This window comes from Bordetella saccharivorans (assembly GCF_045862855.1).
GTDB lineage: Bacteria > Pseudomonadota > Gammaproteobacteria > Burkholderiales > Burkholderiaceae_B > Bordetella_A > Bordetella_A petrii_F.
In genome coordinates, this window is record NZ_BAAFZO010000001.1 from 2,752,123 (window position 1) to 2,767,838 (window position 15,716).

At 69.8% G+C, this 15,716-nt stretch carries 16 protein-coding genes; 5 read left to right on the forward strand and 11 right to left on the reverse strand.

The window, feature by feature from the left end:
- Positions 1-112 precede the first annotated feature (112 nt).
- Positions 113-907 (reverse strand): AraC family transcriptional regulator, encoded by a 795-nt coding sequence (locus tag ACKTT0_RS13160; protein ID WP_407850319.1) that lies wholly within the window; start codon positions 905-907, stop codon positions 113-115.
- A 272-nt stretch (positions 908-1,179) separates the two neighbouring features.
- Between ACKTT0_RS13160 and ACKTT0_RS13165 the strand changes: the two genes are divergently transcribed.
- From ACKTT0_RS13165 to ACKTT0_RS13180, 4 genes are all read left to right on the forward strand, one after another.
- Positions 1,180-2,850, forward strand: a complete 1,671-nt coding sequence (locus ACKTT0_RS13165) for a 2-isopropylmalate synthase (protein WP_407850320.1) — start codon at positions 1,180-1,182, stop codon at positions 2,848-2,850.
- A 204-nt stretch (positions 2,851-3,054) separates the two neighbouring features.
- On the forward strand, positions 3,055-3,534 hold the full coding sequence (locus ACKTT0_RS13170) for a carboxymuconolactone decarboxylase family protein (RefSeq protein ID WP_407850321.1): 480 nt from the start codon (positions 3,055-3,057) through the stop codon (positions 3,532-3,534).
- Between the two features lie 11 nt (positions 3,535-3,545).
- Positions 3,546-4,307: an SDR family oxidoreductase gene (locus ACKTT0_RS13175; RefSeq protein ID WP_407850322.1), complete on the forward strand. Its 762-nt coding sequence runs from the start codon at positions 3,546-3,548 to the stop codon at positions 4,305-4,307.
- Positions 4,308-4,317: 10 nt separating this feature from the next.
- Positions 4,318-4,818 carry an Ohr family peroxiredoxin gene (locus tag ACKTT0_RS13180; RefSeq protein WP_407850323.1) on the forward strand — a complete coding sequence of 167 codons (501 nt, stop codon included), beginning with the start codon at positions 4,318-4,320 and terminating at the stop codon, positions 4,816-4,818.
- A gap of 8 nt (positions 4,819-4,826) precedes the next feature.
- Here the strand turns inward: ACKTT0_RS13180 and ACKTT0_RS13185 are convergent, their stop codons facing one another.
- The 3 genes from ACKTT0_RS13185 to ACKTT0_RS13195 form a co-directional block, all read right to left on the reverse strand.
- Complete coding sequence (locus tag ACKTT0_RS13185; RefSeq protein WP_407850324.1) at positions 4,827-5,849, reverse strand: LysR family transcriptional regulator; 1,023 nt, start codon at positions 5,847-5,849, stop codon at positions 4,827-4,829.
- Positions 5,850-5,998: 149 nt separating this feature from the next.
- The gene (locus ACKTT0_RS13190) at positions 5,999-6,439 is read right to left on the reverse strand and encodes a cupin domain-containing protein (protein WP_407850325.1); all 441 of its coding nucleotides are present in this window, start codon (positions 6,437-6,439) and stop codon (positions 5,999-6,001) included.
- 140 nt (positions 6,440-6,579) lie between these two features.
- Positions 6,580-7,458, reverse strand: a complete 879-nt coding sequence (locus ACKTT0_RS13195) for an RNA polymerase sigma-70 factor (protein WP_407850326.1) — start codon at positions 7,456-7,458, stop codon at positions 6,580-6,582.
- A gap of 137 nt (positions 7,459-7,595) precedes the next feature.
- On the opposite strand from ACKTT0_RS13195, the gene ACKTT0_RS13200 reads away from it, so the two are divergent.
- Positions 7,596-9,005: a 3-deoxy-D-arabino-heptulosonate 7-phosphate synthase gene (locus tag ACKTT0_RS13200; protein WP_407850327.1), complete on the forward strand. Its 1,410-nt coding sequence runs from the start codon at positions 7,596-7,598 to the stop codon at positions 9,003-9,005.
- A 37-nt stretch (positions 9,006-9,042) separates the two neighbouring features.
- On the opposite strand, the gene ACKTT0_RS13205 is transcribed toward ACKTT0_RS13200, so the two are convergent.
- From ACKTT0_RS13205 to ACKTT0_RS13235, 7 genes are read right to left on the reverse strand one after another with little or no spacing between them, the layout of a single operon-like run.
- Complete coding sequence (locus ACKTT0_RS13205) at positions 9,043-9,516, reverse strand: MaoC/PaaZ C-terminal domain-containing protein (protein ID WP_407850328.1); 474 nt, start codon at positions 9,514-9,516, stop codon at positions 9,043-9,045.
- A 27-nt stretch (positions 9,517-9,543) separates the two neighbouring features.
- Complete coding sequence (locus ACKTT0_RS13210) at positions 9,544-11,163, reverse strand: AMP-binding protein (protein ID WP_407850329.1); 1,620 nt, start codon at positions 11,161-11,163, stop codon at positions 9,544-9,546.
- A complete protein-coding gene (locus ACKTT0_RS13215; protein WP_407850330.1) occupies positions 11,163-11,885 on the reverse strand; it encodes an ABC transporter ATP-binding protein in 723 nt (240 codons plus the stop codon). The genes ACKTT0_RS13210 and ACKTT0_RS13215 overlap by 1 nt, the downstream gene beginning before the upstream one ends.
- Positions 11,882-12,628 (reverse strand): ABC transporter ATP-binding protein, encoded by a 747-nt coding sequence (locus tag ACKTT0_RS13220; RefSeq protein ID WP_407850331.1) that lies wholly within the window; start codon positions 12,626-12,628, stop codon positions 11,882-11,884. Before ACKTT0_RS13220 ends, ACKTT0_RS13215 begins: the two co-directional genes overlap by 4 nt.
- Positions 12,625-13,509, reverse strand: a complete 885-nt coding sequence (locus ACKTT0_RS13225) for a branched-chain amino acid ABC transporter permease (protein WP_407850332.1) — start codon at positions 13,507-13,509, stop codon at positions 12,625-12,627. Before ACKTT0_RS13225 ends, ACKTT0_RS13220 begins: the two co-directional genes overlap by 4 nt.
- A 20-nt stretch (positions 13,510-13,529) precedes the next feature.
- The gene (locus ACKTT0_RS13230; RefSeq protein ID WP_028356708.1) at positions 13,530-14,402 is read right to left on the reverse strand and encodes a branched-chain amino acid ABC transporter permease; all 873 of its coding nucleotides are present in this window, start codon (positions 14,400-14,402) and stop codon (positions 13,530-13,532) included.
- Positions 14,403-14,430: 28 nt separating this feature from the next.
- Complete coding sequence (locus tag ACKTT0_RS13235; protein WP_407850333.1) at positions 14,431-15,552, reverse strand: ABC transporter substrate-binding protein; 1,122 nt, start codon at positions 15,550-15,552, stop codon at positions 14,431-14,433.
- Positions 15,553-15,716 lie beyond the last annotated feature (164 nt).

Sequence of the window (15,716 nt, forward strand, 5' to 3'; positions counted from 1 at the left end):
GTTGGGTCGGGAAGGCGTTGCCGAGTATTGGGTCCGATGCTGACGCCGTTGTGACGGCCAGATGCCAGCCAGATGAAAGTGTGTATCAAAAAATGCGCGCGGCGACCGGCAGTCAGGCGCCGCGCCGCATGAATTTCGACGGCGCGAGGCCGAAGTGCTGCTTGAAGGCCAGGGTGAAGGCACTGTGGCTCTGGTAGCCGTGGTCCAGCGCCACTTGCAGGATCGGCGCGCCGCGCAGCAGGGCGTCCAGCGCGCGCATCAGCCGCAGCCGCTGGCGCCAGCGGCCGAAGGTCATGCCGGTGTCCTGCTGGAAATGGCGATGGAAGGTCCGCGCGCTCATGGCCAGCGCGGCGGCCCAGTCATCCACGCCATGGGGATGCCCCGGGTCGGCCGCGAGCGCTTCGCATACCCGTGCCAGGCGGGCTTGGGCGGGCCAGGGCAGGTGGAAGGGCAGGGTCGTCTGGCGCTGCAGCTCTTCCAGCAGCAGGGCGGCCATCAGCCGGCCATGGCGCTGCGCGCCGATGGCCAGGCCGGCGTCGGCGATGCGCTGGATTAGCGCGCGCAGCAGCGAAGAAATATTGATGACGCCGTCCGCGCGCGGCAGGCCCGGCCCGCCGCCGGCCACGAAAATGCCCAGCACGCGCGCGCGGCTGCGCATGACCAGGCGGTGCTCGACCTGCGGCCCCAGCCAGACGCCGGTAGTGGGCGGCACCATCCATTGGCCGGATGCCGCGCTGACATGGATGACGCCTTCGGCGGCATACAGCAACTGGCAGCGGTCGTGGCGGTGCAAGGCGACTGCATGGCCGGCCGGATACTCCGCCGCCACGCCGGTCACAGGAAAGCCGGCGCGCGCGTGGCCGTCCAGGTCGAGCGGGGCGGAGCCGGGGATGGGCACGCGGTCCATGGGCAGTGTCGGTTTTTATTGATAAATGAGCAGTTTATATAAAGAAAGACAGGGGCGCGCTGCCTAGACTGACGGCACCCTGCTTCCACGGCGTTTCCCTCCCATGCGTGCTTGCCCGCCCCTACGACTAGCGCTGCCAGGCCTGACCCATGGTCGGGGTCCGGGCGCGCCGGCGCGCGCCGCGACCCACCCTGATTCCCCCTGACCCCGACCTCGACCAGCCTGCGCCCAGGCAGGGGAATCAGGACGACAACCGATTCCCGAGGTCTTTCATGATTGCCCGACCCCATACCAAGTACCGCCCCTATCCCGCGGTGGAATTGCCCGACCGCCAGTGGCCGTCGCGCACCCTGGCGCAGGCGCCCGCCTGGTTGTCCACCGACCTGCGCGATGGCAACCAGGCGCTGTTCGAGCCGATGAACCGCGAACGCAAGCTGCGCCTGTTCGCCGAACTGGTGCGTATCGGCTTCAAGGAGATAGAAGTCGGTTTCCCCTCGGCTTCGCAGACCGATTTCGACATCGTGCGCCACCTGATCGACAAGCGGCTGATTCCGGACGATGTGACGCCGATGGTCATCACCCAGTTGCGCGACGACCTGATCCGCCAGACCGTGCGCAGCGCGCTGGGCGCGCGGCGCGTCATCGTGCATTTCTACAATGCCATCGCGCCGGCCTGGCGCGAGATCGTGTTCGGCATGAGCGTGCCGCAGATCATCGAGATGGTCCGCCATCACATCGGCCTGCTGGCGGAGCTGACCGCCAGGCATCCCGAGACCGAGTGGGTATTGCAGTATTCGCCCGAGACCTTCTGCATGGCCGAACTGGAAGTGTCGCTGGCCGTGTGCAATGCCGCCATCGAAACCTGGGATGCCGGACCCGGCCGGCCCATGATCATCAACCTGCCCACCACGGTGGAGGTCGCCACGCCCAATGTGTTCGCCGACCAGATCGAATGGATGGACCGGCGCCTGGCGCGCCGCGAGCACATCGTGCTGTCGGTGCATCCGCACAACGACCGGGGCACCGGGGTGGCGTGCGCCGAGCAGGCGCTGCTGGCGGGCGCGCAGCGAGTCGAGGGTTGCCTGTTCGGCAATGGCGAGCGCAGCGGCAACCTGGACGTGGTGACCCTGGCGCTGAACCTGTATACGCAGGGCATCGCGCCGGGGCTGGATTTTTCCGATATTGCCGCCGTTGCGCGCATCGCCGAGGAATGCACGGCCCTGCCCATCCATCCCCGGCATCCCTACGTGGGCGACCTGGTGTTCACGGCGTTCTCGGGCTCGCACCAGGACGCCATCGCCAAGGGGTTCGCCGCGCAGCGCGAGGGCGGGCCATGGCGCGTACCGTACCTGCCGATCGATCCCAAGGACCTGGGCCGCACCTACGACAGTATCGTGCGGGTCAACAGCCAGTCGGGCAAGGGCGGCATTGCCTACCTGCTGCAGCGCGACCACGGCATCGTGATGCCGCGCCGCATGCAGGTGGAATTCAGCGCCATCGTGCAGAAGCTGGCCGACGCCAGCGAGGCCGAGCTGAGCAGCGCCGCCATCTGGGACTTGTTCCAGCGCACCTACCTGGCGCCGGCGGCGGGTGCGTACGCGTACCGGGGCCACCGGCTGTCCGACGCGCCACAGGGACAGCGCATCGAGCTCGAGCTGGCGGCGCCGGACGGCGCCGTGCGCCGGCTGCAGGGCGTGGGCAACGGGCCGATCGACGCCACGGTGGCGGCGCTGGGGCTGCCCTTGCGGATCGACAGCTATGAGGAACGCAGCCTCGCCACGGGGGCGGACGCCGCGGCCCTGGCCGTGGTCGAGGCGGCATGGCCCGGCGTGGCGGGCTCGCGTTTCGGCGCGGGCCTGCATGCCAACATCGTGACCGCTTCGGTGCAGGCCGTGCTGAACGCCGCGGCGCGTTTCGGCGCCGGCGGGCCCGCCCAGCCGTGACCGCGCCCGCGCGGCGCGATGCGCGCCGCGCGGGCTGGCGGCCGGCATATACGGCCATTGATTGGTGCCCGTGAGGCAACACCGTGGTCCCTTGGCGGCGTCTACCGGGTTGGCCGGGCCGGACCTACGATTTGCCCGTTGCCCAAGCCAACACAACGCTCCGGCCACCTTCGCGGGTGGCGCCAACCAACCGAGGGAATCATCATGACCCAACGCCTGAACGCAGCCGCCCACGCCCCCGATCTGTTCAAGAAGTTCGCCGAGTTCGGCATGCTGCTCAAATCCCGGTCGATCGAGCCGTCGATCCTGCACCTGGTCGAGATCCGCGCCTCGCAAATGAACGGCTGCGGCTTTTGCCTGGATATGCACGTGAAGCAGGCCAGGATCCACGGCGAACGCGAACTGCGCCTGCACCACGTCGCCATCTGGCGCGAATCCACGCTGTTCTCGCCGCGCGAGCGCGCCGCGCTGGCCTGGACCGAGGCGCTGACGCACCTGGGGGTCCAGGGCGTGCCCGACGAGGTCTATGAGCGCGTGCGCAGCCAGTTGTCTGAACAGGAGATCACCGACCTGAGTTTCGCGATCGTGACCATCAACGCCTGGAACCGGCTCAACGTCGGGTTCCGCACCGTTCCGGGCTCGGCCGACAAGCTGTTCGGCCTGGACAAGGCCGAATTGAACTGAGGAAGCCCATCATGAAAATCCTGGTCATCGGCGGAACCGGCCTGATCGGTTCCAAGCTCGTCGACATCCTGGCCCGGCGCGGCCACCAGGCCATTGCCGCGGCGCCCAGCACCGGCGTGAACACGCTGACGGGCGCAGGCCTGGACGCGGCGCTGGTCGGCGTGGACGTGGTGGTGGACGTCGCCAATTCGCCTTCATTCGAGGACAAGGCGGTGCTGGAATTCTTCCAGACCTCGGGCCGCAACCTGCTGGCAGCCGAGGCGGCGGCCGGCGTGCGCCACCATGTGGCGCTATCGGTGGTGGGCACGCACCGGCTGGCCGCAAGCGGCTACTTCCGCGGCAAGATCGCCCAGGAAAACCTGATCGAGGCCGCGTCGATTCCCTACACCATCGTGCACAGCACGCAGTTCTTCGAGTTCCTCGGCGGCATCGTGCAATCGGGTACTGAAGGCGATGCGGTGCGCCTGTCGCCGGCGTTCATGCAGCCGATCGCCTCCGATGACGTGGCCGCGGCCGTGGCGGACGTGGCGCTCGCGGCGCCGCTGAACGCCACGGTCGAAATCGCCGGCCCCGAGCGGGTGCGCCTGGCGGACCTGGCGCAGCGCTACCTGCGTAAAATCGGCGACGCGCGCACTGTGGTGGCGGACGGCGAGGCGCGCTATTTCGGCGCCGCGCTGGACGACGACACCCTGGTGCCCGGGCCGGGCGCGCGCCTGGGCCGGATCGACTTCGAAACCTGGTTCAGCCGCTCTCGTCCCCAGCAAGCCGCCTGACCGCACGAGAATGCCGATGAGCAAGCCGCAAGCCCCGTCCCTGTCGCTGCTGGAAAAATACCGTGGGGAAGACTTCCGGGCCCTGTACACCACCCGCGTCACCGTGCGGGGCGGGGAGGCCGCCCATGGCAGGGCGTCCGGCATTGCGCGTTCCGACGACGGCGCATTGCAGGTGGACTTGCGGCTGCCGGCCGAACTGGGCGGGCAGGGGGGCGGGACCAATCCCGAGCAACTGTTCGCGGCCGGCTACGCCGCCTGCTTCCATGGTGCGCTGAGCTTGCTGGCCGCGCAGGCGGGGCTGGCCATTCCGGACGCGGCGGTGACCGCGTGCGTCACCTTTGGACGCGATCCGGTCGATGGCCTGTACGCCCTGACCGCTCACATCGAAATCCATTTGCCGGGGCTGGACAAGCCCGTGGCCGAGGAGCTGGTGCGCAATACCGAGCGCCTGTGTCCCTACGCGAAGATGGCGCGGCGCGGCATCGACAGCGTGGTGGCGCTGACCCAATAGCGCACCGGTCACGGCTGCTTCAACAGCAGGCTTTGCAGGATCTGCAAGTCCTGCGCGCGGATCTGCTCGGTCATGTAGTCGATGAAGGCGCGCATGCGCGACGGCAAGTGCTGGCGGCTCAGGAAGCACAGATAATGGCCGCGGTCGTCGGGCGCATACTGCGGCAGGCAGGCCACCAGCCGGCCCGCGCGCAGGTGCTCGCACACCTGGTAGCCGGCCATCTGGGCGATGCCATGGCCGTCCAGCACGGCCTGCAGCACCAGGTCGGCATCGTTGAAGGCCAGCATCCCCGGCGGCGTGAACTTGCGCAGGTGGCCGCCCACCTTGAATTCCCATTCGAACACCCGGCCCGAGGCCAGGCGGAAGTTGACGCAGTCGTGGCTGGCCAGCTCGTCGATATCGCGCGGCAGCGGCTGCCGCGCCGCGTAGGCCGGCGACGCGCAGACCAGCATCTGCATGGGGATCAGCTGCTTGGCGATGACCTGGCTGTCTTCCATGCGCCCGTTGCGGAACGAGACATCGATGCGGTCGGTGGTGAAATCGGTGGGGGCATCGTCCAGCAGCAGGTCGATCGCGATGTCCGGGTAGCGGGCGCGAAAGCCATGCAGCAAGGGGGCCACCACCTTGCGGCCGAAGCCGACCGTCGAACATACCCGCAGGTGGCCTGACGGTGGGCCTTCGCGCAGGTCGCGCATGGCATCCAGGGCCTGCACGATGCGCTCCACGCCGGGGTGGCAATTCTCGTAGAAACGTTCGCCCTCGGGGGTGAGCGAGGTGCTGCGCGTAGTCCGCACGAACAGGCGGGTGCCCAATTGGTCTTCCAGCTTCTGCACACTGCGGCTGACCGCGGAGCGGCCGATGCCCAGGCGGTCGCCGGCCTTGGCGAAATTGCCTTCGGCCGCCACCGCGATGAAGGCGACCACCCCCGCGTAGCTGGTGGCGAAGCTGTATGCCAGGGAATCGGCGCCGTTGGATGGCGCGGCCGGGTTGGACGGAGCGGGCGGCAGGGCGAGAGGGGAGAGGGTCGGCATGGTCGCTGGAAGAATGGAAGGGTGGTCCATGCCTCCAAGACGTTCCAGCCTGCGATTTTGTGACGCAGTTTGAAAAAAATCCCGGTTTCCGCATCGTGGAAAACCAGGGCTCCGCCCGCCAGCGGCCGGGCCGCCCCCGGGCGGCGCGCTTATTGCAGCGGCAGGAGCGCGGGCGTGCCCGCTTTCTTGACCAGCACGACCACGAACTTGGCCGGCTCGGTCTGGCTGGCGTTGCGGCCGACGGTGTGAATATCGTCCGGTCCCTCGTAGAAAGTCTGTCCGGGCTTCAGCGTCACCTCCCGGCCGCCCTTGACCTGCATCACGATGCTGCCTTCCAGCACATAGACGAAGGCGTGGGCATCGTGCCGGTGAATGGGGTCGGCCGCGCCGGGCGGGTAGTCGACGAGGAGCATGAGAGCCTCCTTGCCGGGGATGTCGGGCAGCGCCTTGGTCAGCAGCGGCGTGACGATGGGGTCGGCCGCCCCGCCCGCGTGGCCCGCGTGGCCGGCCGGCGGCGCCGCGTGGGCCGGCGCGCCGAGCAGGACGCCGGCGGCAATGAAGGGTAATGCGATTTTCATGAGCTTCGACATGGCCTTTCCTTGGTCAGTGGGGAGACAGGCCTATCGTAGGAGCCGCGCCGGCGGCCCGGTAGATCCGCGCGCGGGATCACGGTGTTGAACGTCCGGCACCAATGCGCGCGCGGCGCCGGCCAAGGCCCCAGGGCCAGGCCCTAGCCGTGCGCCAAGGCGCTGGCGATGCGTTCGAGCTTGTCCGGATTGCGCTGCACCAGTATGCGGGTGATGCGCTGGCCGTCGGTATCGTAGGACTGCACCGACTCCAGGCTGCCGTTGATGAAGCGCAGCAGGGCCCATTGGCCGTTGACTTCGGCCAGCTCTACGCGCACGCCGTCGCCGAAGCGCCGCGTGCCGGCATAGAACAGCTGCGCCAGGCGCTTGCCGCCCACCAGCCGGGCGAAACTGGGCACTCTGCCGCCGCCGTCGCCGATCAATTCGGCATCGTTGTCGAGCAGGGCGTGCAGGGTATGGAAGTCGCCCTGTTGCATCGCCTGCGCGAATGCCTGCATCAGCCGGCGGTGCGTGTCGCGCGGCACGGTCCGGCGCGGATCGGCCTGGCGCAATTGCTGCCGGGCGCGCCGCACCAACTGGCGGCACGCCGCCATGCTCTTGCCCAGTGTCAACGCGACATCTTCATAGTCGGCGTCGAACACCTCGCGCATCAGAAAGGCGGCGCGCGCTTCGGGCGAGAGGCGTTCCAGCATGAACAGGAAGGCCACCGAGACATCGTCGGCGAACTCGCGGATCTGCTCGGGCGTGTCCGGCGCCGCCATCAGCATGGGTTCCGGCAGCCAGGCGCCCACGTAGTGGGCCCTTTCAGCCTTGGCCGCGCGCAGGCGGTCGAGGGCCAGGCGGGTGGTCACCGTCACCAGCCAGGCTTCGGGGCTTGCCAGCCCGGCGTGGTCGGCCTCGTGCCAGCGCAGCCAGGCATCCTGCACCACGTCCTCGGCGTCGGCCACCGTGCCCAGCATGCGGTAGGCAAGGGCGTACAGGCGCGCGCGATGCTGGTTAAACAAACGGGTGGGGTCGGTCATGGGGCGAGCCGGCGCCAGGAGGCAGGGACCGGTATTTTGCGATCCCCCCGGCGAAACGGCAAGCCGCCCCGCCGTCCGAGGCCGGCCCGGCCCGCGTTCTCGCAGGAATGCCGCCCGCAACTGGTATTCTCCCCGTCATGGCCCGGCCGTCATCGCTCATCTGCCTCGACACGCTGCTGCGCGGCGTCGAGCGCCGCTATCGCTTGCCGGACCTGCCTTCCGACAGCGGCGGGCAGTCGCGCGGCGACACGGCCACCGAGCTCGCGCTGGCGATCGAACGGGTCCGCCAGGAAATCGCGCGCGGCGCCATTCCGGACGCGGCCCGGCAACGCCAGTTCGTCGAGTTGCTGCGGCAATTGATTCGCGATGCCATGCGCGCGAACCAGGGCGACCCAGTGTTCCAGGCCATGGTGCTGCGCCATGCGGCGCCGCGGGTGCGCGAATACGCGTCGCTGTCGGCCCATGCCGGGCAGTATCGCCGCGCCGTCCATGGCGCCGTCAACACCTTCGCCCATCCGGCCAAGCAACAGCGCATGCCGCCGGGCCGCTTGCGCGCCGCCCTGGCGCGCTTGCACGGGGCGGCGTCGGCGGCGGCCTGGACGGCACTGGCCGATACTGCGCGCGACACCCTGGCCATGCCGGAGCTGGCCGCCGAGCCCGCCATCGCGCAAGGCCTGGAGCGCCTGCTGGCCGAGCCCGCCCTGGGCCGCCTGCGACGGCTCGACGCCTTGGCGTCCGATGCGCTGGCACGGCAATACCAATCCCTGTGGGACCGCAACAGCCCGCGCCCGGGCAGCGACACGGCTGCCATGCAGGGCTCGGCCTCGCGGCGCCGCGGCGCCGCGGTCGAAGCGCTGGCCGCGCGCGCCCTCGAGGCGGTGGCCCGGCGGCTCGACGGCCTGGACGGCGCCGGGCGGCCCTACCGGGTGGTGACCTCGATGCGCGTCCCGGCGGCCATACCGGGCGAGGCGGCGCGCGCCAAGACCGAATGGGACGCCATCCTGCTGCGGCGGGCCAGTACCGTTGCGGCCGAGCCGGTGTGGGACATCTGCCTGTTGGTGGAGGCCAAGGCCTCGGCCGACGCGGCCGGCACCGACCTGCCGCGCCTGTTGCGCGGCCTGCGCCTGCTGGCGCACGCGGTGCCGGACGGGATTTATCCCTTTGAAACGCGCCAGGGCGTGGTGCGGCTGCGCGGCGCCTCGCTGGCCAGGCTGCCGGACGACGCGGCCGGCCTGGCGGCAACGGTGCTGTACTGCTGCGACGCGCCTGTCGAAGCGGAGCCGCGCCTGCTCAGCGCCGCCAGCCGCATGCAGTTGTTGTCCGCGCCGGCCAGCCTGGCGTTCGCCAGCGGCCTGGCGGCGGGACGGCAGGGCGACGCGGCCGAGCTGGAGCCGGTCTGGGCCGACTTGCTGCAATCGCCCCGGTGGCGGGCGGTGCTGAATCAATACCCGGCGCTGCGCCAGGCGCGGGAACTGATGGTGCATCCGGATGACCTGATGCGGGCGGCCGCGATGTTCCGGACAGGCGCGGAAAACGAGTCGCCATGATGGGCGACGTGGCGCTCCTGATTGATGCGGGTGGATTTCATTCTTGGCGCCTGGATGCCGCCGCCTTCTTCAGCACCAGCACCTCGCTGCAGCCGTCCTGCACCGTGTCGCCGTGCTGGTTCACCAGCCGGAGCCGTCGATCCACCGCGCCGACGCGCGCGCTGGCGCCGGGCTTGACGGCCAGGATCTCCAGCACCAGGTGCAGCGTGTCGCCCACGAAGATGGGCTTCTCGAATTTCCATTCGCGCAGCGACAGCATCGCCACCACCGAGCGATGAAAGATGCCCAGTTCGTGCATCATGCCGGTGGCGATCGCGATGCCCAGCGCGCCATGCACCAGACGCTGCCCATACTTGGTGCCTGCCGCGTACACCTGGTCGGCATGGGTCGGGTTCCAGTCGCCCGACAGCATCGAGAACATCGTCAGGTCGGCCTCGGTAATGGTGCGGGCGCCGCTTTCGAATGCCTGGCCGGCGTGGAAGTCTTCGAAGTACAGGGAATGGGAGCTCATCGCGGTGCGGGTGGGACGGGCCGGGCGTCAGGCCGGCGTTTCCTGTTGCAGGCGTTCCTCGGCCATCTGGCGCAGGCGCACCCGCTGGATCTTGAAACCGTTGGCGCTGGCGGCGGTGGGGAACTCATCCACCAGCCACAGCCGAGCCGGCACCTTGAAGGGCGCCAGCGAGGCGCGCAGCGGCGCCAGCAGCGCCTCGGGCGTCGCGCCGGGATCGGCGATGACGAAGGCTGCCGCGCGCGGCTGGCCGTCCAGCTCGATGCCGACCACCTGGGCGTTGCGCACCCCCGGCTGCCGCGCCAGGGCGTGCTCGATCTCGGCCGGGTCGACCAGGTAGCCGCCCAGCCGCAGCGCGTCGCCCATGCGGGCCAGGTAGACGAAACTGCCGTCGGGGCGCAAATAGCCCAGGTCGCCGGTGCGGAAGTAGCCATCGGGCGTCATGGCCTGCGCGGTGGCATCGGGGTTGTCGAGATAGCCGATGAAATTGCCCGGCGCGCGAATCTCGATCTCGCCCTGTTCGCCGGGCCGGCATGGCGCGCCGTTGGCGGGGTCGCGCACCCGCACTTGCGCCGCCGCGCCGGCCGCCGGGCGGCCGCCGCCGAGGGCGCGCTCGGCCACCGGCAACCCGGCGGCCTGCAGCGCGAACAGCGCCTGCACCTCGCTGGAACCGTACAGGCCGCGCAGCGGCAGGCCGCGTTGTTGCAGGCGCTCGACCAGTTCCACCGCGCCCGGGCTGAACGTGGCGAAGCCGAACACCCGGGCATCCGGGAACGGCCGCGCGCCGGGCGCCTCGTCGGCAATGCGGCGCAGCATCTCGTCGCTGCCGAACAGGTGCGTGATGCGCTCCTCGCGCAACAGCCGGGCGGCCCGCGGCGCATCGAACAGGTCCATCATGACGATCGGCGCGCCGGCCTCGAGGGCGGCCAGCGCGCCGTTCAGGCCGAACACGCCGCACAGCGGCAGGGCGGCCAGCAGCCGGGCGCCCGGTTCGCGAAAACCACAGGAGGCGGCTACATGGCGGCTGTGCACCGCCAGCGTGGCGGCGCTGTGCATGACCAGCTTGGGTCCCTTGGTGGTGCCCGACGTGGTGAACAGGATGACTTCGCGCGCCGGGTCGGCGGCATCGGCCGGCGCCGCGGCGGCTATGCCCGGGTCATCGAGGTCGAAGGCCACGGTGCGGCGCCCGCAGACCGGGGCGGGCGCCGCGCTGCCCGGGTCGACCAGGGCGATGCGTTCCAGGTCTGGCAGGGCGGCCGGGTCCACCCCGGCCAGCACGGCCGGGAAGTCGATCTTGCGGAACGACGGCTGCATCAGCAGCATGCGGGCGCGCGAGCGCGTCAGGATGTATTCCAGCTCGGCGCTGCGGTAGCGAGTGTTGATGGCCACCAGCGTGGCGCCGCGCTGCGCCAGGCCGAACAGCAGGGCCAGCCATTCGCGGCGGTTGGCCAGCCAGACCGCGACCTTGTCGCCCGGGCCGATGCCCTGGGCGGCCAACCACTGTGCCGCGCGCTGGCACAGGCCGTGGAAGTCGCGATAAGTCAGCGCGCCGGCTTCGTCGATCAGCGCGGTGTCCTCGGGCCGCGCCCGCAGGTGCGCGGCGTACAGGTCCGCCAGGCGCGCGGGCGCCGGCGCGGCGGGTCCGGGCATCAGTACAGCTCCATCAGGTCGGTGTTGTCGGCAAAGTCGGCCGGCACGCCGGCGCGGATCAGCGCGCCGGACTTCATCACGATGACGCGGTCGGCGATCTTCAAGGCCTCGCGCACGTTCTGTTCCACGATCAGGATGGACATGCCGCGCTGCTGCTGCAGCGCGCGCACCGGGCCCATCAGGTCCTGGAACAGTTTGGGCGCCAGGCCGATCGAGGGTTCGTCCAGCAGCAGGCAGCGCGGCTGGCTGAGCAGGGCGCGGCCGAGCGACACCATCTGCTGCTGGCCGCCCGACAGGGTGCCGGCGCGCTGGCCGTAGAACTTGCGCAGGGCCGGCAGCACCTCCATGACCCAGTCCAGGCGCGCCGCGTGCTCATGCTTGGGCACGCCGGCCGACCACAAGCCCAGCCGCATGGTCTCGGCCACGGTCAGGCCGGGGAAGATGCCGCGCCCTTCGGGCACCATCGAAATGCCGGCCGCGGCCAGGCGCCGCGGATCGGGCCGCGCCACTTCGACGCCGTCGAGCAGCACGCTGCCGGCCTGCGGCGCGAGCAGGCCGAACAAGGCCTTCAGCAAGGTCGATTTGCCGGCGCCGTTGTGGCCGATCAGGCACAGCACTTCGTTGGCGTCGAGCCGGACGTCCAGGCCGTCGAGCACCGGCCGGCCGCCGTAGCCGGCGCGCAGGCCGCGTGCTTCCAGGACAGCGGGGGCGGCGGCGCTCATGCGCGTTCTCCGAAGTAAATGGCGGCCAGCTGCGGGTCCTTCAGAATCGCCGCCGGGTCGCCGCAGGCTAGCAGCCGGCCTTGGTCCAGGAAGGCCAGGCGGTCCGACAGTTGCGTGACCAGGTCCAGGTTGTGCTCGATGATGCAGATGGTGATGTCGCGCGCCGCGTAGTCGCGCAGCAGCGCCACGAAGCGCGCGAACGAGCGCGGGTCGAGGCCCGAGGCCGGTTCGTCCAGCAGCCACAGCGACGCGTCGCCGGCCATGATGCGGGCCAGGCTCAGGAACTTGCGCTCGGCATAGGCCAGGTCGGCGGCGCGCTCGTGGCGCTTGTCCCACAGGCCGGTCTCGTGCAGCACCGCTTCGATGCGCGCGCGGTCGGCGCGCGGCTGCCACAGCCAGCTGCCGCGCTCGACCACGGTGGTGACGTTCTCCAGCACGCTCATGTGCGTGAACAGGCGCAGGTCCTGGAAGGTGCGGCCGACGCCGCGGCGGGCGATCTGCCAGGGCGCCATGCCGGCCAGCGGCTGGCCATGCAAGTACACCGCGCCCGCCGAAGGCGCCAGGTGGCCGGTGATCATGTTGAATAGGGTGGTCTTGCCGGCGCCGTTGGGACCGACCAGGGTGGTGATCTGGCCGGCCGGCAGGTCCAGCGAGACGTCGCTGATGGCCTGCAGGCCGCCGAAGCGCTTGGACAGCCCCGACAGGCGCAGCAACATGGCGGAAGCGTCGGCGGCCGCCTTCATGCGCGGTCTCCCTTGCGGCGGCCGCCCACCAGGCCGCCGGGCCGGTACATCATCAGCAGCACCATGATGGTGCCGTAGACGATCTGCTGCACGGTGCCCAGCTCGGCGGGCGGCAGGAAGGGCAGGTAGGTCAGGGCGGCCGGCAGCAGCATCAGCAGCGCCGCGCCGATGAGGGGGCCGAATACCGTGCCAGTGCCGCCGATGATGACCATGGCCATCAGCAGGATGGAGGTTTCCAGCATGAAGCCTTCGACGTTGACGAAACTCATGTAGAAGGCATAGATGGCCCCGGCCACCGCCGCCAGGCCGGCCGAAACGGCCACCGACAGCGTCTTGATGGCGGCCACCCATTTGCCGGCCGCCTGGGCGGCCGATTCGCTGTCGCGGATGGCCATCAGGCTGCGTCCGAAGCTGCCGCGCAGCAAGGCCGTGGTGATGAGCAGCACGGCGGCCAGGCCGGCCGCCGCCAGCGCCAGGAACTCGGCCGGGGTGGCCAGGGCGTGGCCGAAGATCGTCGGCGGCGGGATGCCCACCAGCCCGCCCAGGCCGCCGGTGACGCCCTTCCATTCGGAGAACACGGTGACGCCGATCACCTGCAGGCCCAGCGAAGCGGCCACGAAATATTCGCCGCGCACGCGCAGCGCCGGCAGGGCCAGCGCCATGGACAGCACGGCCGACACCAGCACCGCGCCGCCGACGCACAGCAGCAGCGAGTCGCTGAAATGCATGGCGATGTTGGCCGCGGTATAGGCGCCGACGCCGAAGAAGATGGCGTGGGCCAGCGAGAAAATCCCCGCGTACCCCATGATGAAATTGAGCGTCACCGCCAGCATGGCGTTGATGCAGAACAGCACGGCAATGTTTTGCAGGTAGGCCAGCATGCGTTGCCTCTGTCGGATGGCTACGAGGCCACGGCGCGGCCGAACACGCCGCCGGGCCGGAACAGGATGAACAGGAACAGCACCACGAAGGTGACCGCTTCGCTCCATTGCGGATCGATCCAGGCCAGCGAGAGGTTTTCCGCCATGCCCAGCAGCAGCCCGGCCACGGCCGCGCCGCGCAGGCTGCCCACGCCGCCGACGATGGTGGCGGCGATGCTGATCAGCATGACGTGATGGCCCATGGCGGGGTTCAGCCCGGACGTGGCCGCCGTCAGGATCGCCGCCGGAACCGCCAGCAGCGAGCCGATCAGGAACACATACTGCGACAGCCGCCGCGGGGTCAGGCCGTAGACGCGCACCAGCTCGGGATTCTCGCCCAGCGCGCGCAGGGCCAGGCCCAGGTTGGTGCGCGTCAGCAGCCATTGCAGCGCGCCGAACGCCAGCAGCGCGCACAGCACCGCCACGGCCGCCATCGGCGCCACGTACAGGCCGGGCAGCAGCTCGACGCTCTTGCTGAGCGGGGTGGGCACCGTGACCAGGCCCCGGCCGAAGCCGATGGTGATCAGGTTCTGCACCACGATGGCGAGCCCGAACGAGGCGACGAACACGGTGAAGAACGCGCCCTCGTGGCGCTGGATGGCGGCATACACGTAGCGGTCGACCAGCACGCCGAACAGGGCGGCGGCTGCGGCGGCGCCCAGCGCGGCCAGCGGCCAGGCCCAGCCCAGCGCGGTATACAGCTCGTAGAACACGAAGCCAGCCAGCGTGAACGCGGCGCCGTGGGCCACGTGGAAGACGCGGGTCGTGCCGAAAATCAGCGAGAAACCCGCCGCGATCAAGGCATACAGGGCGCCGGTCTGGATGCCGTTGATGAACAGCTGGACGAACAACATGGCGGCAGCGAGCGTGGCGGCGCCGCGCTTATTGCGCCACGTCGGCGAGCGGCTTGGCGCCGTTCTCGCCGATCTGGTTGATCTGGATCGGCGCCTTGATGGTGCCGTCCTCGGCGAACGACACGGTCGCGCCCACGAATTCGAAGGTGGGCGTGGCCTTGCGCTGCGCCAGCAGGTTCTCGCCGGTGACCGGCTTGCCGGCCTTTTCCAGCGCGGCGGCCAGCACGGCGAAGGTGCGCACGGCGTTGTAGTAGTTCAGCACGTACATGTTGGGCGCCTTGCCGTGCTGCTTCTTGTAGTCCGCCAGCATGCGCTGCGTGATGTCATCCTGCTTGTCCCAGTCGACCTTCTGGCTGGTGAAGATCGCGCCGCGCGATTCGGGCAGGCCCAGCGTCGAGGGGATGGCGAAGGCCGAATAGCTGACGATCTGCTGCGATACGCCGTTGTCGCGCAGCTGCTTGACGATCTGCCCCTGCTGGCTGCCGTACGAGGCGATATACACCGCGTCGGGCTTGACGTCGCGCACGCGCGCGGCGATGCCGGAGAACTGCTGGGCGGTGGCGGGCACCGAGAAGCTGCCCGCCAGCTCGCCGCCGGCCTTGCCGAGCTCGGCTTCCAGCTCCTTGACCACCGACTGGCCCAGCGGGTCGTCCACGTAGACCAGGGCGATGCGCTTGATGCCGCGCTCCTTGACCAGGTAGGGCACGATGGCGCGCACTTCGAAGTCGACCAGCGGGATGGTGTTCCAGAAGTAATCGCCCAGGTCCGCCAGGTCGGGCCCGACGCCGCCGCCGTTGACCATCACCGTCTTGCTGCGCGTGCCGACCGGGGCGATGGCCTTCGACACGCCGGTGAAGGCGCTGAGCACGAACGGCACCTTGGCGACGTTGACCAGCTTGTTCATGCCGATGACGCCCTGCATGGGCAGGGCCTGGCTGTCCTCGTACACGATGGACAGCTTGCCCGACAGCATCTTGGAAGCATTGATGTGCTCGACCGCCAGGTTGGCGCCGGAAGAGAAGATCTGGCCGTATTCGGCATTGCTGCCGCTCATGGGCAGCAGCCCGCCGATGGCCAGGTCGGCCGCGGCGGCCTGCGACGTCAGAATCAGGCCTTGGCACAGCGCCAGGCCGGCAAGCAGCTTCTTCATGAATGTCTCCACACGGGGCGTCATTATTGTGCGCCGCAACGCCGTGCCGGACGGGCGGGCGGCTTGGAAAATGCTAGCCATTCCCCCTGGCCGAACCTATTCGGATTTGCTTAACGCCGGGTTTTCCCGTGTGGATTGGCGGCCAATCGGGGCGGGCGCCAGGC